This window comes from Halorubrum sp. SS7, from assembly GCF_005435055.1.
Classification (GTDB): Archaea; Halobacteriota; Halobacteria; order Halobacteriales; family Haloferacaceae; genus Halorubrum; species Halorubrum salinarum.
This window is the reverse complement of sequence record NZ_SGXV01000003.1, coordinates 229,496-247,319: the sequence shown is the minus strand read 5'-3', so window position 1 is coordinate 247,319 and position 17,824 is coordinate 229,496. Positions and strand designations below refer to the sequence as shown.

Annotated in this window: 16 protein-coding genes; 6 read left to right on the top strand and 10 right to left on the bottom strand. The window is 71.7% G+C overall.

Annotated features, from left to right (window positions below; translation table 11 throughout):
• Positions 1 to 5 precede the first annotated feature (5 nt).
• The 5 genes from EXE44_RS05635 to EXE44_RS05615 all read right to left on the bottom strand — a co-directional run bounded on the left by EXE44_RS05635 (position 6) and on the right by EXE44_RS05615 (position 4,039).
• Complete coding sequence (locus EXE44_RS05635) at positions 6 to 386, bottom strand: nuclear transport factor 2 family protein (RefSeq protein WP_137716316.1); 381 nt, start codon at positions 384 to 386, stop codon at positions 6 to 8.
• Positions 370 to 1,563 (bottom strand): potassium channel family protein, encoded by a 1,194-nt coding sequence (locus EXE44_RS05630; RefSeq protein WP_137716315.1) that lies wholly within the window; start codon positions 1,561 to 1,563, stop codon positions 370 to 372. The genes EXE44_RS05635 and EXE44_RS05630 overlap by 17 nt, the downstream gene beginning before the upstream one ends.
• 75 nt (positions 1,564 to 1,638) lie before the next feature.
• Entirely contained in the window at positions 1,639 to 2,166 is a 528-nt protein-coding gene (locus EXE44_RS05625) for a hypothetical protein (protein ID WP_137716314.1), read from the bottom strand.
• A 19-nt stretch (positions 2,167 to 2,185) separates the two neighbouring features.
• Positions 2,186 to 3,124 (bottom strand): methenyltetrahydromethanopterin cyclohydrolase, encoded by a 939-nt coding sequence (mch, locus tag EXE44_RS05620; RefSeq protein WP_137716313.1) that lies wholly within the window; start codon positions 3,122 to 3,124, stop codon positions 2,186 to 2,188.
• Positions 3,125 to 3,529: 405 nt separating this feature from the next.
• The gene (locus EXE44_RS05615; RefSeq protein WP_137716312.1) at positions 3,530 to 4,039 is read right to left on the bottom strand and encodes a hypothetical protein; all 510 of its coding nucleotides are present in this window, start codon (positions 4,037 to 4,039) and stop codon (positions 3,530 to 3,532) included.
• 318 nt (positions 4,040 to 4,357) lie between these two features.
• Between EXE44_RS05615 and EXE44_RS05610 the strand changes: the two genes are divergently transcribed.
• The 5 genes from EXE44_RS05610 (at position 4,358) to EXE44_RS05590 (ending at position 10,637) form a co-directional block, all read left to right on the top strand.
• On the top strand, positions 4,358 to 5,113 hold the full coding sequence (locus EXE44_RS05610) for a DUF726 domain-containing protein (protein ID WP_137716392.1): 756 nt from the start codon (positions 4,358 to 4,360) through the stop codon (positions 5,111 to 5,113).
• Positions 5,114 to 5,170: 57 nt separating this feature from the next.
• Complete coding sequence (locus EXE44_RS05605; RefSeq protein ID WP_121564616.1) at positions 5,171 to 6,013, top strand: translation initiation factor eIF-2B; 843 nt, start codon at positions 5,171 to 5,173, stop codon at positions 6,011 to 6,013.
• A gap of 91 nt (positions 6,014 to 6,104) precedes the next feature.
• Complete coding sequence (locus EXE44_RS05600; RefSeq protein ID WP_137716311.1) at positions 6,105 to 7,085, top strand: hypothetical protein; 981 nt, start codon at positions 6,105 to 6,107, stop codon at positions 7,083 to 7,085.
• Positions 7,086 to 7,322: 237 nt separating this feature from the next.
• Entirely contained in the window at positions 7,323 to 9,395 is a 2,073-nt protein-coding gene (locus EXE44_RS05595; protein WP_137716310.1) for a long-chain fatty acid--CoA ligase, read from the top strand.
• A gap of 63 nt (positions 9,396 to 9,458) precedes the next feature.
• Positions 9,459 to 10,637, top strand: coding sequence for a sensor histidine kinase KdpD (locus tag EXE44_RS05590; protein WP_137716309.1), 1,179 nt, complete (start codon positions 9,459 to 9,461; stop codon positions 10,635 to 10,637).
• A 39-nt stretch (positions 10,638 to 10,676) separates the two neighbouring features.
• On the opposite strand, the gene EXE44_RS05585 is transcribed toward EXE44_RS05590, so the two are convergent.
• The 5 genes from EXE44_RS05585 to sucC form a co-directional block, all read right to left on the bottom strand.
• Complete coding sequence (locus EXE44_RS05585; protein WP_137716308.1) at positions 10,677 to 11,999, bottom strand: tRNA (N(6)-L-threonylcarbamoyladenosine(37)-C(2))-methylthiotransferase; 1,323 nt, start codon at positions 11,997 to 11,999, stop codon at positions 10,677 to 10,679.
• Positions 12,000 to 12,111: 112 nt separating this feature from the next.
• Positions 12,112 to 12,432, bottom strand: a complete 321-nt coding sequence (locus tag EXE44_RS05580; protein WP_121564606.1) for an ArsR family transcriptional regulator — start codon at positions 12,430 to 12,432, stop codon at positions 12,112 to 12,114.
• A gap of 73 nt (positions 12,433 to 12,505) precedes the next feature.
• Positions 12,506 to 15,157 (bottom strand): GAF domain-containing protein, encoded by a 2,652-nt coding sequence (locus EXE44_RS05575; RefSeq protein ID WP_137716307.1) that lies wholly within the window; start codon positions 15,155 to 15,157, stop codon positions 12,506 to 12,508.
• Between the two features lie 116 nt (positions 15,158 to 15,273).
• Entirely contained in the window at positions 15,274 to 16,143 is an 870-nt protein-coding gene (gene sucD, locus EXE44_RS05570) for a succinate--CoA ligase subunit alpha (protein WP_137716306.1), read from the bottom strand.
• The gene (gene sucC, locus EXE44_RS05565; RefSeq protein WP_137716305.1) at positions 16,140 to 17,285 is read right to left on the bottom strand and encodes an ADP-forming succinate--CoA ligase subunit beta; all 1,146 of its coding nucleotides are present in this window, start codon (positions 17,283 to 17,285) and stop codon (positions 16,140 to 16,142) included. The genes sucD and sucC overlap by 4 nt, the downstream gene beginning before the upstream one ends.
• A gap of 139 nt (positions 17,286 to 17,424) precedes the next feature.
• On the opposite strand from sucC, the gene EXE44_RS05560 reads away from it, so the two are divergent.
• A complete protein-coding gene (locus EXE44_RS05560; protein ID WP_137716304.1) occupies positions 17,425 to 17,808 on the top strand; it encodes an ACT domain-containing protein in 384 nt (127 codons plus the stop codon).
• The last annotated feature ends 16 nt before the right edge of the window (positions 17,809 to 17,824 follow it).

The window sequence follows — 17,824 nt, the reverse complement described above, 5'->3', positions numbered from 1 at the left end:
CCGCCTCAGTCGTCCGCCGCCGCGTACGTCTCCAGCGCCGTCAGCCGTCCGCCCGCCGCGTCGAACACGTCGACGAACGCGAACAGGACCTCGCCGTCGGCGTCGAGCAGCCGGCCGCGGACGGCCACGCCGGGGCCGGAGGGGTACACGCCGTCGACCGCGTGGGTCGTGTCGGTGTTCGGCCGCTCGTCGCGCATGAACGCGACGAAGCGCTCGCGCCCCTCGAAGGTGCGGTCGGGGCGCCGCTGGACGAAGTCCGGATCGAGTAGCGACGCCAGCCGGTCGTACTCGCCCGCGTCGAGCGCGTCGTAGTAGGCCCGCGCGAGGGCGGCCGGGTCCGAGGGCGTCGCCTCCGCTCGCTCCCCGCCCTCACGCCGCGAGGGCATGGAACTCCTCCGCCGAGGTCCGGGTCCCCTTCGAGATGATCACGTCGCCGCCCCTGAGGGTGGTGTCGATGTCGGGACCGACCAGCCAGCCGTCGTCCGGGCGCCGGATCGCGAGGACGCTCGTCGAGATGTCCGTCGCGGGCACGCCGTCGACGACCGCGGTCCCGTCGAGGTCGCTCCCCGCGCCGACCTCGGTCCGGGTGATGATCTCGTCGGACTCCTGGACCGCCATCTCCACGACCGGGTGGACGTCGAGGTCGCGGCGGACCCCCTCGGTGATCGCCAGCGCGGCGTCGGAGATCTCCTCGGTCGCGACGCCGAGGTGGATGAGCCCGCGCAGCGACACCGGGTCGTCCGCCTCGGCCGCGGCGCGGAGCGTCCACGCCTCGAAGCGCGACTGGAGCGCGTCGACCTCGACCTCGAGGTTGCTCACCTCCTCGGCCAGCTCCTCGTTGTCGAAGAGGACGGAGCCGTACGCGAGGTCGACCGCGAGCTCCGAGAGGTTCTTCATCAACACGATCGAGCCGACGGCGCGTTCGAGGTCGTCGATCCCCGGTTCGGCCTCGGGCTCCGGCTCGTACGGCTCGCCGCTCAGCTCGGGGACCACGTCCGCGACGCCGGCCTCGGGGCCGCGCAGCAGCGTCACGTCGCCCGCCTCCAGCCGGGTGGTCGGCCCGGGGTTGAGGATCCAGTCGTCGTCCCGCCGGACCGCGATGACGCGGACGCCGGTCTCCGATTCGAGGTCGATGTCGTCGAGCGTGCGGCCGGCGTACGCCGAGTCGGCCGCCGCGGTCGCGCGGACGAGCGTCTCGACGCCCGCCGAGAGCGCGCCCCGCATCGCGTCGGGGAGCCCGATCTCCTCGGTGACGATCTTGGCGATGTCGCCCGCGGCGTCGGCCACCTTGTCGGCGGCGGCGATGACGCCGAGGACCGGCGCGAGCGTCTCCGCCTCGCTCGGGTTCCGCGCCGCGAGCATCAGGCTCATCCGGGCGCGCAGCTGGAGCACGTCCATCCGGTGTTCCAGTTCGACGACCTCGTGTGCGACCGTCGGGCTCCCGTGGAGGACCGCCGAGTACGACAGGTCGATCAGGAGCTCCGCCGTGTCCTTCATCTCGACGAGCAGGTCCTTGACGCTCGTCGGCTCGTAGCGGACCGTGCGCCCGTCGAAGCGTCCCATGCGACTCCCTCTCCGGCGGCGAGTAAAAGGCTTGTTGCGGGGACGACGGGGCGGTCAGAGGACTTTCAGACCGCCTCAGAGCGCGTCGCCGGCGACGTACCCGGCGTCGGTCCCCGAGGCGTCCGGGTCGCCGCCGACCGGCGCGGCGAGGTCGACGAGCGCGAGCCACCCGAGGAGGCGGGCGGCGCGGTCGCGCCACGCGGCCTCCCAGTCGGGGTTGCGGGCCCTGTCGTGGCGCGGGACCCCGTCGCGGGTGGCCGCGAAGAGGTCGTCGGGCGTCAGGGCGGCCTCCGGGGAGGCGTCCCGCAGCGCGGCGAGCGCCTCCGGGGCGAGGAGGACCCCCTCGCGGAGCCCCTCGCGGACGCGCTCGGGGGTCGGCTCGGCGTCGGCACGGACGAACCCGCGCGGGGTCTCCTCGACCAGGTCGAGCGCGCGCAGGAAGGCCAGCCAGTCGTTGGCGGTCTGCCGGTCGGGGAGGTCGCGGCGCCGCCGGAGCCGCGCGCAGCAGTCGTCCGTGTCGCCCGGCACGAGCGGGACCGCCCGCTGGTACTCGCGGAGCGCGTCGAGGTCGGCCGGGGGGTCGGGGACCGGTTTGAGTCGCATCGATCGGCGTCGCGGGCGCTCAGCGGTAGCCGAACGACTCCGCGAGCAGTTCCTCGTCGGTCTCGCCGACGGTGTAGACGGGGCCGTCCACCACGTCGACGGTGACCTGCGCCGGGGCGAAGACGCTCTCGGGCACGTCGTAGAAGTCCCAGTCCGCGTCCTCGAACACCTCCACGAAGGGCGTCCCGTACTCCTCGCCGGCGGTCGAGACGATCTCGTCGAAGCGGTCGTCGTCGCGGGCGACCTGGAGGTGGACCTCGCCGCCGTACGCGAGCGCGTCGTTCGTCCGGCCCATCGCCTCCGTCTCGTCGCGGGTCGCGGGCGCGAGCGGCGCGGACCCCGAGGCGTGGAGCACGTCCGTGGGCTCGTAGCCGATCTCCAGCAGGCGGAAGACGGCGAGCTCGGCGGCGCGGGCCGCCGTGGTGACGGATCCGGCGGTCGAGCCGGTGGCGAACGCCGGGAGGAACACGCCGTCGGTGTCGACCTCGGCCAGCTCCGCGACCTGCTCGGCAACCGCCTCGTCGGGCAGCGCCGTCGACTCGACCGCCAGCGTGGCGAACTCCGAGGAGTCGTAGTAGCCGACGCGCTCGAACTCGGTCTCGCGGCCGACCAGCGCGCGGGCCGGCCCGGAGCCGAGCCCCTCGAAGCCGTCCTCGGTCGTGATCTCCCAGCCCGCCTTCTGCGAGCACAGCAGCGCGACGGCGGGGTGGTCGGTCGACAGCTCGACGTACTGGCGGGGCGCGCCCGCGAGCTCGCCCATCCGGGTCTGGAGGTTCGCCAGCCCGGCCGTCTGTATCTCCGCGAGCAGCAGTCCCGCCTCGACGCCGCCGGCCGCGTCGACACCGAAGTCGACGACCGTGGCGCCGTTGTCAAGCTCGTAGCCGACGACGTCCAGCTCGCCGGCGAAATCGAGCGCCTCGTCGACCAGCTCGATCGCGGTCCGGTTGATGCTCTCCATGTCCCGGCCTACTCGCTCACCGTTTAAGGCGTTTGGCTGTTCGGCTCGGGAACCTTCGTGACGCTGCGAGATGGTTCGCACAGCTGAAAGAGGCGGTGGCGCGTGCCTCCGAGTGGCCGCCGAAGGCGGCCGCGAGGAGCACGCGCGAGGGAGCCGGTGAGCGCTCGAAGAGCGCGAACCGCGAGGCTGGGGAGGAGTGAGGCTGCGGTACGGTCGCGGTCGGGCGGGACTCAAAGGGGCAGCCGGGAGGACGGCGCAGGCGATGTAAGCACCGCAGCGAGGGAGCGAACGAAGTGAGCGAGCGAGCGAGGCGCACAGCGAGCGTGCGCCGTCCTCCCGGCTGGGGCTTTGGAGGTGTTCACCGCCGAGTCGTGGTCATCAGTCCACAAGGAGACAACTACGTAGTCACCAGAAGCCGCCGTCGGAGTCGCTCGGTCCGCCGGCCTCGCCGGGGCCGGACGGGCCGCGGGGCCCGCTCGGGCGCGGGTCGGGGTTGATCGCGACGGGCTCAGACTCCGCTCGGGGGTCGACCTCGCGGCCCTCCTCGTAGCGGACGAACGAGAGGTAGAATGGCTCGCCGCAGCCGACGCCGTCCGCGTCCGGCTCCCGATACGGCTCGTCGCCGCCCACGTCGGTGCCGCGGACGCCGTCGTGGGGGTCCCAGTCGACGCCGTCGCTCTCGCCGCAGACGAACCGGACGCCGTCGGCCTCGACCGCGTCGTCCCCGTCGACGGCGTCCTCGTCGCCGTCCGCACCGCCGTCGTCTGCCTCCGCGTCGAACGGCTCCGTCGGCGCGACGTACGTCCACCCTTCCAGCGGGTACGGGGTCACCGACTTGTCCGCGAGGTACCCCTCGCGTTCGAGCGCGACGAGCGTCCCGCAGTGGGGACAGTAGTACGTGACCGGGTAGCTCATACCCCTCGTAGGGGAGCGACCGATAAACAGCCGTCGCCGCCGCGTCAGCTATTTGATCGTTCGGGGCGACGGATCGGTATCTCCTCCAACACCTCACGGGACGGCGCCGACGACGCGGGCGGATCAACCGACGCGGGCGAGACGACCGACGCGGACGCGGCGGAGCGCGCGCACGACGATTCGGGCGGCCTCGTCACCCGACGCCGACTCCTCTACGGCGTCGCGGGCGGGGTCGGGCTTCTCGGCGGCGGCGGCCTCTACGTCGCGAACGCGCTCGACGGCGACTTCGGCGGGTACGACGCGCCGGAGACGCAGCCGATGGTGTCGACGCGCGGGCGCCTCGACGCCGCCGAGCCGACCGAGCGCTCGGGGTCGTGGGGCTTCAACGGCGCCGACTCCGTGGTCCTGTACGTCCACGGGCTGGGCGCGGACGCCGAGTCGGCGCGCGACCAGGCGTACACCGCTCGGCTCGCGCTCGCCGCGGCGACGGGCGAGGAGTCGGGGACCGACGCGACGGCAGAGGGCGACGCCGCGGTCGACGAGGCCCGCCCGGTGATCGGCTACTCGTGGGCGTCGAACGTCGACTGGGGGCCGGCGAAGGAGACCGCCGACGCCAACGCCGCGCCGCTCGCGGACTGGCTGACGGCGTGGGCGGACGAGGACGGCCGGCCGGTCCACCTGTTCGCCCACTCGCTCGGCGCCCGCGTGACGGGGGCGACGCTCCGGGAGCTCGCGGCCCGCGGGCGGACGGGCGTCCTCGCCTCGGCGTCGCTGTTCGGCGGCGCGATCCCGGACGAGAGCGCCGCGGCGGACGGGCGGTACGGCGAGGCGATCGCGGCGCTCGACGCCCCCGTCTACAACTTCCACAGCCGGAACGACCGCGTGCTCGGCTGGGTGTACCGCGCGTCGGACCGGACCCGGGCGGTCGGCCACGGCGGGCTCCCGGCGTCGGCGACCGCGCCGGACGGCTACGTCGACGTCGACGTCACCGACCTGGTCGCGGACCACTACTCGTACGTCGAGCCGGAAGAGGGGTGCGTGCCGCGCGCGACCGACCGTCTCGGGCTCGAATAGTCGGCGCGCCGACGCGTCCCCGGAACCCCTTTTACGAGCGCGGTCGACCGTTGGGGCATGATCGACGAGACCGTCGCCGAGATCCGGGCGATGCGGACCCACAGCACGTCCGCGGTGGCCGTGAAGGCGACGCGGTCGCTCGCGGACCTGCTGGACCGCGAGTACGTGACCGTCGACGAGTTCGAGCGCGACCTCGAACACAACGCGGGCGTGCTGCGCCGCTCGAACCCCTCCCACGCGGCGCTCCACAACGCGATGCGCGAGGTCGAGCGCTCCATCGTCGGCGAGGCGACGAGCGTCGAGGGCGCGAAGCAGCTGCTGGAGGACGTGATCGCCCGCGTGGTCGACGACATCGAGACGGCCAAGGGGGAGGCGGCCGCCAACGCGGCCGAACACCTCGACGACGGCGACACGCTGCTGGTCCACGACTACTCGACGACCGTGCTCGAAGCCATCGAGGACGCCGCCCGCGACGGCGCCCACCTCACCGTCTACGTCACCGAGGCGCGCCCGCGGACGCTCGGGCGCAAGACCGCGCGCGTCCTCGCCGGGATGTCGCGCGTCGAGACGCGGATGGTCGTCGACAGCGCGATGGGCTACGCGCTCCGCGACTGCGACCGCGTCCTGCTGGGGATCACCTGTATCACCGGTGGGACCTACTACAACCGCATCGGCACGTTCCCGCTGGTCGTCACCGCCCGCGAGCTCGGCGTCCCCGTCACCGCGGTCGGCTCGGGCGCGAAGACCATCGAGGAGTTCCGGTTCGAGAACGAGTTCCGCGACGCCGTCGAGGTGATGCGCGAGCCCGTCGAGGACGTGGAGATCGAGAACCCGAGCTACGACGCCACGCCGATCGGGATGATCGACACCGTGATCACCGACGACGGCGTCCGGAACTGACCCCGGATCCGGGACAGAAACCGCCGTAACCCGGCCAACGCCGCCGACGAGACCAAAGCGCTTTGTGTGTGTACCGTGTTAACAGACCCAAATGACTGTTCAGCCGGGTTCGGCGGCGGTGTTCCAGATCCCCGATCGGGGACTGACGGAGGGGTGTTCGAGCGGCTGGTGCGAGCTGGGCGCGATCGCGACTGAGCCGGGAGTCGTCACGGCGGTCGCGCTCGTCGGGGTGCTCGCGCTGCTCGCGTTCGCGTACGTGCGCGACGCCGAGTCCGCCTGCCGTCGCGAGCGCCGCCGCGTCCTCGACGAGCGGGACGCGTTCGAGTCGTTCGCCGACCGCGTGGCGCAGATCGACGCCGTCTCCGTCGCGGCGGACGCGACGCCGACCGGGGTGCCGGCCGGCGCCCTCCGTCGGATCGACGGCGACGGCGGCGGCCCGCCGGGCGGGGGGCCGAGCGGCCGAAGCGTCACCCTCAGGCGGGTGATGGCCGCGTACCGCGACACGGTGCTGTCGCTGCCGCACTACCGGGCCGAGTACGACGAGACGCCCGCGGAGAGCCTGGCGGCCGAGCTCGGGCCCGACGCGGCGACCGCGCTGGCGACCGACGGCGCCCTGTCGAGCGGCGCACAGTCGGCGCTCGTCGACCGGAGCCGGCGCGCCGCGGACGCCCGCGAGCGGCTCGCCGACGCGATCAGCACGGAGATCGACGAACTGGACGACCGCGAGGCGGCGCTGTCGGCGATCGACCGCCGCCGCCGGTGCCTGGTCGGCCACCTGGACGGGATCCGGTCCGAGGGCGAGACCGGCGCGGCGATCGACGTCTGGAACCGGCTGACGGAGCTGGAACGGGAGTGCGACGAGCTCGCCGCCGACCGGCAGCGCTCGCTCGACGACCCGCCGCTGACCCCGGAGTCGCCGCTCGACGGCGAGAGCGACCACCCGTTCCACGACTACCTCTACGGCGCCGAGGACGGCCCTCGCTACCCGGTGTTGGCGCAGATCGCGGAGATGGCCGACGACGTCCGCGCGGACAGGGACCGCGTCGGCAGGCGCATCGCTGGCGGCAACTGACTGCCGCCCCTGTGAGGCGGATCGACGGCGGCGACTTACTGCCGCCCCGGCGAGGCGGATCGACGGCGGCGACTTACTGCCCCCCGGCGAGACGGATCGACGGCGGCGACTTACTGCCGACCCGGCGAGGCAGACCGACGGCGGCGACCGACGGCCGACGCGGGAGGCGACCGGCGCCGCGGCGAGAAACTACAAACTACCGGTTTGTTTATGATGGTAGGGTGGGACTGAGGGTGTATGAGTTGGCAAGCGGCGGAACGAGCGTTCACGGACGAGGCCATCGCCCGGGAGACGCTCCCCGAGATGTTCGAGCGCACCGCGGAGCGGCACGCGGACCGGATCGCTCAACGATATAAGGGCGGCACCTACGACCGGTCGCTCGTCGCCGCCGGGGTGGTTCCGCCGGCGCCGGCCGGCGACTACGCCGACCTGACGTACGCGGAGATGCGGGGGATCGTCCGGAACCTCGCGGCCGGGCTCCGCGAGCTGGGCGTCGACGGCGACACGCGGGTCGCGATGTACTCGCAGACCCGCATGGAGTGGGCCCAGACCGACTTCGCGGCGCTGGCCGCGGGCGCCGTCGTGACGACGGTGTACGCCTCGTCGTCGCCGAGCCAGCTGCGCTACCTGCTGGAGGACCCGGAGGCGACGGTCGTCGTCGCCGAGAACGGCGAGATGCTGGAAGACGTGCTCGCGGTGCGCGGCGACCTCGACCACGACCTCGACGCGATAGTGACCGTCGACGAGGTCGACGCCGACGCGGTCGAGGCCGACGACCTCGAAGACGTGTACGGCCTCGGCGAAGTCCACGAACTCGGCGCCGAGGCGTTCGACGAGGCGACCTACGAGGGGTGGGTCGACGCGGTCGAGATCGGCGACCTCGCCAGCCTGATCTACACCTCGGGGACCACCGGGAAGCCGAAGGGGGTCCGGCTGACGCACGCGAACTTCCGCGACAACGTCTCGCAGTGCTACCGGCGCTTCGCCGACCGGCCCGACCGCGACCCGTCGGTCCCCGGGATCTCCGCCGAGTCGACCACGCTCTCGTTCCTCCCGCTCGCGCACGTCTTCGAGCGGATGGCCGGCCACTACATGATGTTCGCCGCGGGCGCGACCGTCGCGTACGCCGAGAGCCCGGACACCCTCCGCGAGGACTTCGGGCTCGTGCGCCCGACGACGACGACCAGCGTCCCGCGCGTCTACGAGAAGCTGTACGACGCGATCCGCGAGCAGGCGAGCGAGTCGCCCGTCAAGGAGCGCATCTTCGAGTGGGCGGTCGACGTGGGGCGCGCCCACCACGAGGCCGACAATCCCGGCGCCCTGCTCGACGCCAAGCGGGTGATCGCCGACCGGCTCGTCTTCTCGTCGGTCCGCGAGGCGATCGGCGGCAACATCGAGTTCTTCATCTCGGGCGGCGGGTCGCTGTCGGCCGAGCTGTGCGCGCTGTACCACGCGATGGACCTCCCGATCCTGGAGGGGTACGGGCTGACCGAGACCTCGCCGGTCATCAGCGTCAACCCGCCCGAGGAGCCGAAGGTCGGCACCATCGGGCCGCCGGTGGTCGACACCGAGATAGCGATCGACGGCTCCGTCGTCGGCGAGGAGGTCGCCGACCTCGCCGGCGACGTCGGCGAGCTGCTCGTCCGCGGCCCGCAGGTGACCGACGGCTACTGGAACCGCCCGGACGCGACAGCGGAGGCGTTCGTCGACGCGGACGAGCTCCCACCCGACGCCGTGACCGCCGGGACCCCGGCCGACGAGCGCATCGGCGTCGACGGCGACGGGTCGGACGACGGGGGCGACGCGGAGGCCGCCGCGGAGCCGTGGTTCCGCACCGGCGACATCGTCCAGCTCCGCCCGGACGGGTACGTCGCCTTCCGCGAGCGCGCCAAGCAGCTGCTCGTGCTCTCGACCGGGAAGAACGTCGCCCCGGGGCCGATCGAGGACCGCTTCGCCGCCAACGAGTTCGTCGAGCAGTGCGTCGTCCTCGGCGACGGCCGGAAGTTCGTCTCGGCGCTCATCGTCCCGAACTTCGAGCGGGTGGCGGCGTGGGCCGACGAGAACGGGGTCGACCTCCCCGAGGACCGCGCGGCGGTCTGCCGCGACGACCGCGTCCGAGAGCGCATCCAGACGGAGGTCGACCGCGTGAACGAGGAGTTCGAGTCCTACGAGAAGATCAAGCAGTTCCGGCTCGTCGAAGAGGAGTTCACCGAGGCGAACGACCTGCTCACGCCGACGATGAAGAAGAAGCGGCGGAACATCTTAGACCGGTTCGCCGACGAGGTCGAGATGATCTACGACGACGGCTGATCTCGGCCGTCGCGCCCGCCCCGCTGGGAAACCCATAAGCCTCGTGGCGGAGTACGGGTCCCGATGGCCTCTCTCGTCACCCCCCGAGTCGGGTTCGGCGCGCTCGGCACGCTCTGTGCCGGGCTCGGCGTCGGTCACCTGGCGTTACAGGGGGGAGACGTGGGAGCGCTGCTCGAATCTGCGCTGATCGTCGGGCTCTCCGGGTTCGTCTTCTACACCGTGTACGACCTGCCGGACTGGGGGATATCCCCGCCGGGCCGGTGGCGAGCGGTCCGGATCGCCGCCCTCACCGCCCTCTCGTTCGCCTCGCTCGCGGGCGTCGTCTGGCTCATCTGGCTGCTCGACCACCACGCGTTCAAGCTCTCCTTCCTGATCGCGTTCGCCACGAGCCTCGGCGCGGCAGTCGGGTCCCGGGCGGGGCCGTACGCGGTGAAGGCCGACGAGCAGCTCGCCGAGGCGCAGGAGCTGGCGACCCTGCTCTCGATCAACGACCGCGTGCTGCGCCACAACATCCGGAACGAGCTGTCGGTCGCGCTCGGCTACCTCGACGGGATCGAGGACGTGGAGGACGACGCGGAAGTCGCGGAGCGCGCCGCGATCGTTCGCGAACACCTGTCGGAGCTCTCCGAGACGAGCGAGCGGACCCGCCGCATCGCGTCGATCTGGCGGACCGAGTCGCTCCAGTCGTTCGACCTCGTGCCCCTCGTTCGGGAGCGGGTCGACCGGGTGACCGCGGAGGACCCCGAGGCGGCGATCGAGACGGAGCTACCGGACCGGCGCATCGTCCGCGCACACCCGTCGCTGCCGCTCGCGTTCGAGGAGGCGCTCCGGAACGCGGTCGAGCACAACGGGGACGACGTGACCGTCACGGTGCGCGTGGGACGCGACGGCGACGCGACGACCCTCGTCGTCGCGGACACCGGGCGCGGGCTCCCCGCGACCGAGCGGGAGACGCTTCGGAACGCCGAGGAGACGCCGCTCGAACACACCGAGGGGCTCGGGCTGTGGCTGATCTACTGGACGGTGACGCGCGGCGGCGGGACGGTCGAGTTCGCGGAGAACGACCCGCGCGGGACCGTCGTCCGGATCCGGCTCCCGGACCGCCCCGAATCCGACGGCCCGAGCGGGCCCGTCCCGGAGGCCGCCGAGCTCAGGAGGCGAGCGAAACGGGCCGCGATGTGGGGGGACCCGGACGTCGCGGGCGCCGGGACGGCGGATCCCGAGGCGGACGAGTCCGCCTGAGTCCCGCATCGCCCGGTTAGAACGAGGTGGCTCCGACCCTCACGCGGACGAGGCCGTCGACTCGGGTCGGTCGTCCCGCTCGACGTCGCCGTCGACCGGGTCGCGCCCGGTCACCACGGGGTCGCCGAACGCGTACACCGTGTTGTGCCCGGTGACCTCGACCGTGACGAAGTCGCCGACCTCGACCCCGCGCTCGGCGGCGTTCTGGACGATGATCTGTCGGTAGGCGCCGTCGCGGCACTTCACGGAGTCGCCGGTTCCCTCCTCGACGACGAGGGCCTCGAACGTCTCGCCGACCATCGACTCGTACGCCTCGCCGACGACCTCCATCTTCAGCTCGGACATCGCCTTCGAGCGCTCCTTCTTGACCGTCCCGCCGAGCCCCTTCATGTCGGCGGCGTCGGTGCCGGGGCGCTTCGAGAAGCGGGTGACGTTGATCTTCTCTGGGCGGACCTCGGCCAGGAGGTCCATCGACAGCTCGTGGTCGGCCTCGTCCTCGGTGGGGAAGCCGACGATGAAGTCCGTCGAGAGCGTCCAGTGGTCGAGCCGGTCGTCGAACGTCGCGACGATCTCGCGGAACTTCTCCACCCGGTGTTGCCGGCGCATGTCCTCGAGCACGTCGTCGGAGCCGGACTGGACCGGCGCGTGGATGAAGTCGTACAGCTCCTCGTTCGCGGCGAACACGTCGGCCAGCTCCTCGTGGATTCCGTGGATGCCGCCGGGGTTCGCCATCCCCAGCCGGACCCGGAAGTCGCCGTCGATGTCGCAGATCCGGTCGAGCAGCTCCGGGAGCTTCCGCTCGCCGTCGTCCCAGCCGTAGACGGCCGTGTCCTGGCCGGTGACGCGGATCTCCTTCGCGCCGGCGTGAACGAGGGCGCGGGCCTTCTCGACGTTCTCCTCGACCGACGGCGAGTCGACGCGGCCGGTGGCGAACTTGGTGATACAGTACGAGCAGTTGCTCATACAGCCGCGCGCGATGGGGAGGATGCCGACGACGCCGTCGAGGACCGGCTCCGCGTCGGGGGTGACCGTCGGGCACTCCCCGTTGAGCACGTATTCGGGGACCTCGTCCCAGTGGAGGATCTCGGCGTCGACGTCCGCCTCGTCGAACAGGTCGCCCTGCGCGAGCGCCATACAGCCGGTGACGACGAGTTCGGCGGTCGTCTCGGCCAGCTCCTCCGCGCGCCGGAGCATGTTGCGCTCGGTCTTCTCGACGACGGTACAGGTGTTGAGGATGGCGACGTCCGCTTCGTCGGGGCCGTCGGCCGGTCGGTGCCCGCCGTCGCGGAGGGCACGCTCGATCTCCCGGCTCTCTCCCCGGTTCGAGCTACAGCCGTAGGTTTCGATGTGGTACGTCGCCATCGGAGTGCGCTCACTACCGGTCGCGGGGGCAAAAGCGCGACGGATCCGGGCGTCGGTTCGGCGGGGGTGCGGTGGCGGTGCGGCGTCGGTTCGGCCGCGGTGCGGACCGGGCTCAGTCCTCGGCGACCGCGGCGGCCGGGGCGTCGGCCTCGGTGGCGGAGTCGGCGGTCGCCTCGGGCTCGTCGACGGGGTCGCGCTCCGCGGGCGGCACGGCCTGGTAGACGGAGCGGCGGGCGTCGCGGGGGCACAGGCCCTCCTCGACGAGGCCGACCTCGGTGAGCTTCTCGACCGCGAACCGGACGGTGCGCGTCGAGAGGCGCGTCTCCTCGGCGAGGCCGGTCTGGTCGAACCGGCCCTCCGCGTCGAGCACGTAGTAGACCAGCTTGGCGCTCGGCGGGAGCGGTTCGAGCAGCTCGCGGGTTCCTTCGTCCATACGTTATATACAGTGGCGATTCGCGCATAACCGTGGCCCGCCTGTGCGCCGCCGGCGCACGGCAACCGGGTTTTTATATAGCGGTTTGGTTTCTGAACTCGAAGCGAGCGCCGTCGTCGCCCTCGATCGAGAGCTCCCAGCCGTGTGCGGCCGCTATCTCGCGCACGATCGCGAGGCCGAATCCGGTTCCACGCTCCGTGCTCGAGCTGCCGTACTTCGTCGCCTCCTCCGGGTCGATCCCGAACCCGTCCCCGTCGTCCGCGACGTAGAACCCGTCGGGGAGGGAGCCGACGGTCACGGTGAGTCCGTCGTCGCCCTCGGTGTCACTGTCCGAGCCGCGTTCCACGCTGTCGTCGGACTCCGTCCGACTGCTCGTGGAACCGTGTTCCACGCTGTCGCCGGACTCCGTCCGGCTGCCAGTCGAGCCGTGCTCGACGCTGTCGTCGGACTCCGTCCGACTGCTCGTGGAACCGTGTTCCACGCTGTTCGTGAACAGGTTCTCGAACAGGGTGCGGAGCCGCTCCGGGTCGGCCTCGACCGTCGACGCCGCCTCGGCCGCGTCGAGCGTCGCGTCCCCCGTGTCGACCGTGCGCCACGCGCGTTCGGCCGCCTCCTTCAGCGGGACGGACTCCAGTTCGTCGACCGTCCGGCCCTGCCGCGCCAGCGCGAGCAGGTCGTCTATCAGCTGGCTCATCCGCTCGTGGGCGTCCTCGACCCGGTCGAGTTCGCCGAGGACCGCCTCGTCGTCGGTCAGCGAGCGCGCCAGGTCGGTCCGGCCGGCGGCGACGTTGAGCGGGTTCCGGAGGTCGTGCGAGACCAGGCCGGCGAACTTCTCTAAGCGGTCGATCTCGCGCTGGAGCGCGGCGTCCCGGTCGCGGAGCTGTTCGGTCCGCTCGGCGTGATCCAGCGCGACGGTGACGTTCGCGGCGAGGACGCGCGCCAGCTGGAGGTCGCTCTCGTCGAAGAAGCCCGGTTCGCGCGACCCGAGGGGCATGACCCCGTGCTCGCCGAGGGGTACGACGAGGAGGCTCCGGAGGTCGCCGTACCCGACCGCGGTGTCGACCGCGTCGAGGTCGTCGACGACGATCGGCTGGCCGGACTCGAACGCCTCCCAGATCCGGCCGTCGCCCGGCCCGAACGGGGGTCGGTCGCCGAAGGCCGCCGTCGCCTCCTCGCTTATCGCCGTCGGGAGGAGCACGTTCGCCTCGGGGTCGTACAGCCGGACGCCGCTGTTCGGGAACTCGAGGATGTCGATGGCGGCGCGCGCGGCCACCGCGGCGATCTCCTCGCGGTCGTCGCCGCCGAACATCTCGCGGGTCGTCGCGTGGAGCCGGCGCAGCGTCCGCTCGACGTGTTTCTGATCGTCGATGTCGGCGTAGACGCTGTAGATGACGGTCTCGTCCGACTGCTTGACGGGGATCACGTGGAGGATGAAGTCGCGCATCCCGTCGGGGGTCCGGCGGCGCACTTCGAGCCGCGAGGGCTCGCCGCGGTCAAGCACCGCTTCCCGGTCGGGCGTGTCGGCGTCGTCCGGAATGATCGCCTCGCGGACCTCCTCGTACCCGCTGTCGGCGCCGTACCCGAACGTGTCTTCGAACGCGTCGTTCGCGGCGTCGAGGCGGCGCTCGCCCTCCCCGAGCGCGACGGTGCGCACCGCGGGGAGCGGGAGGTCGTGGAACAGCGCCGTCAGTCGGTCGCGCTCCCGGCGGAGCGCGGTCTCCGTCTCGATCTGCTCGATGGCGTTGGCCGCGTGGGACGCGAGCAGCTCCGCGAACTCCACGTCGCGGTCGTCGAACGCGGCGTAGCCGTTCGAGACCGCCTGTAACACCCCGTGGGAACCGATCGGGACGCTGATCGCCGACCGGATGTCGTCGGCGACCGGGTCGGCGACGTCCGAGCCCTCCCGTCGGTCGGCCCCGCCGGCGGTCCGTCCCGGGGAGGCGGGGTCCTCCAGTTCGTCGGGGTCCGCGGGGTCGACGCTGAGGTTGTCGACCACCATCGTCTCCTGCTCGGCGACCGTGGTCCCGACGACGCCCTCGCCGACGTCGAACGTCCGGACCTCGTCCTCGGTGACGCTGTCGGAGAGGACGGCGGGGACGACCCGGTCGCCGCGGCGGCGGGCGGTGACGCAGCGGTCGAACTCCAAGATGTCCTCGGCCGCGTCGACCGTGCGGTCGAACACCGTCCCGACGTCGCTCACGGATGCCAGCGCCGTCGCGAACTCGTGGATCGCCGTGACCTTCGCGTTCACGTCGCGGAGGTCGCGCTCCGCGCGCCGCCGGCCGAGCGCGTTCGCGACGCTGTTGGCGAGCATCTCGTAGCGGTCCTTGCCGGCGCCCTTCTGGAGGTAGTCGGTGACGCCGGCGGAGATGGCCTCGCTCGCTATCTCCTCGCTCCCCTTCCCGGTGAACAGCACGAAGGGGAGGCCGGGGTCGACCTCGCGGACCGCTTCGAGGAACGCCAGCCCGTCCTTTCCCGGCATGTCGAAGTCGCTGACGACGCAGTCGACGCGCTCGCTCCGGACGACGTCGAGCGCCGCCTCCGGGGACATCCGGGTAACCGTCTCGACGCCGTCCAAGAGGCGCTCCACGTGGGTGGCGGCGAGGTCCGCCGCGCCGGGTTCGTCGTCGACGAACAGGACGCGACTGCCGGCGTCGGTCGGTCCCGACGCGCCTGCGGCGGCCGAGTCGACGTCCGTCGGCGGGTCGTCGGGACCTGAATTCATATGCGTACGTGTTACACTACCAGTAATTTTAGCTTTCGCCCCGGCTACCGATACTGAAAATCGGACCGCTACCCGTCTCGAACGACAAAAACGAGGCAGTGAGGGTCGAGTCGTCCTTACAGGAAGTCCTCGACGTGGTCGGCGACCTCCTCGGGAGTGTCGCCGACGGGGACGCCGGCCTCGTTGAGCGCGTCGATCTTCGACTGCGCCGTGCCCGTCCCGGAGCCCGAGACGATGGCGCCCGCGTGGCCCATGCGCTTGCCCGGCGGCGCGGTGCGGCCGGCGATGAAGCCGGCGACCGGCGTGTCCATGTGCTCGCCGATGAACCTCGCCGCCTGCTCCTCGTCCTCCCCGCCGATCTCGCCGCACATCACGACGGCGTCGGTGTCGGGGTCGGCCTCGAACGCCTCGAGGGCGTCGACGAAGGAGGTGCCGATGATCGGGTCGCCGCCGATGCCGATGGCGGTCGACTGGCCGAGCCCGCGCTCGGTGAGGTTGTCGACGACCTGGTAGGTGAGCGTGCCGGAGCGGGAGACGAGCCCGACGTTACCCTCGGAGAAGATGTTCCCCGGCAGGATGCCGAGCTTCGCCTCGCCCGGCGTGATGATCCCCGGACAGTTCGGGCCGATGAGGCGTGTGTCGGTCTCGCCGAGGCGCTTGTTCACCTTCGCCATGTCCTGGGTCGGGATGCCCTCGGTGATCGCGACCGCGAGGTCGAGGTCGGTGTCGAGCGACTCGAAGACCGCGTCGGCGGCGAACGCCGGCGGCACGAAGATCACGGAGGCGTCCGCGTCCTCGGCCTCGACGGCCTCGTCCACGGTGTCGTAGACGGGGACGCCGTGGACCTCCTGGCCGCCCTTGCCGGGCACCGCGCCGGCGACGACGTTGGTGCCGTACTCGATCATCTGTCCGGCGTGGAACTTGCCCTCCCCGCCGGTGATCCCCTGGACCACCACTCTGGTGTCGTCGTCGACGAAAATGCTCATTGGGGCACCTCCTCGGCGTTCGCGACAGCGCGCTGGACCGCGTCCTCCAGCGTCTTCTCGACCTCGACGAGGTCGGTGTTCAGAATCTCCATCCCCTTCTCGGCGTTCGTCCCGGCGAGCCGGACGACCACCTTCTTCGGGATCTCGTCGAACTGTTCGAGGGCCTCGTTGATCCCCTTCGCGACCTCGTCGCCGCGGGTGATCCCGCCGAAGATGTTGAAGACGACCGCGTCGACGTTGTCGTCGGAGAACACCATGTCGAGCGCGTTCGCGACGCGCTCGGCCTTCGCCCCGCCGCCGATGTCGAGGAAGTTGGCGGGCGCGCCGCCGTAGTAGTCGACTAAGTCGAGCGTCGTCATCACGAGCCCGGCGCCGTTGCCGATGATCCCGACGTTCCCGGAGAGGCGGACGTAGTCGAGGCCGTACTCGCCGGCCTTGCGTTCGAGGTCGTCCTCGTAGGACTCCTCGGCCATGTCGGCGAGGTCGGGCTGGCGGAACAGCGCGTCCTCGTCGATGTTCATCACGGCGTCGGCCGCGATCACGTCGCGGTCGCTCGTGATCATGACGGGGTTGACCTCGATCTCGGAGGCGTCGTTCTCCTCGTAGAGCTCGTACAGCGTCGAGAGGATCGACGCCACGTCGAGCGCCACGTCGGCGTCGACGCCGGCCTCGTAGACGACCTTCCGGGCCTGGTACGGGTGGAGTCCGAACGCGGGGTCGACGTGTTCGCGCGCGATGGCGTCGGGGTTCTCCTCGGCGACCTCCTCGATGTTGACGCCGCCCTCGGTCGACACCATCAGGACCGGCTTGCCCTCGCCGCGGTCCATCGTGACGCCGACGTACAGCTCGTCGACGAAGTCGACGCCCGCCTCGACGAGGACCTGATCGACGGTGTAGCCCTTGAGGTCCATCCCGAGGATCTCGTCGGCGTACTGCTCGGCCTCCTCGCGGTCGGTCGCGATCTTGATCCCGCCGGCCTTGCCGCGGCCGCCCACGTGGACCTGCGCCTTGATCGCGGCCGGGTAGCCGATCTCGTCGACGGCGTCGAGCGCGTCCTCGACGCTCGTCGCGAGCCGGGAGTCCGGAACCGGGATCCCGGCGTCCGCGAAGAGAGACTTCGCTTGATACTCGTGAAGTTTCATCCGTGTGGGATCGGTACCGACACCGGCTTAAATGGTTCCGATTCGGCGCGAATCGCAGCGACCGCGGGACGGAGCGCGCCGGTCGCGGCGGGGTCGGCGGACGACGCGCCTTTTTGTCTCGCGGGCGCCTGCGACCCCCATGGATCCGGCCGATTTCCTCGACGGCGGCGCGGTCAGCGTGTCGGACGAGACGTACGCGGTCTGCCGGACCGACCGGGGACACCCGGACGCGTTCGCGACGGTCCGCGCGGACGGCGAGACGACGGTCGTCGTCGAGGAGGGCGATGTCGACGCGGTCGACGCGGACGCGGTCGAGCCCGGCTGGAGGCGCCTGACCTTCGAGATGGAGCTCCCCTTCGAGCTCGTCGGGTTCCTCGCGGCGGTCGCGACGGCGCTCGCCGAGGTCGACGTCTCGGTGTTCGTCATCTCGTCGTACGCGACGGACCACGTGTTCGTCGGAGACGAGGACCTGCCGGCCGCCGTGCGGCGGCTGGAGGCCCTGGGCTGCGAAATCGTCGACTGACGGGGAGGAAACGGAG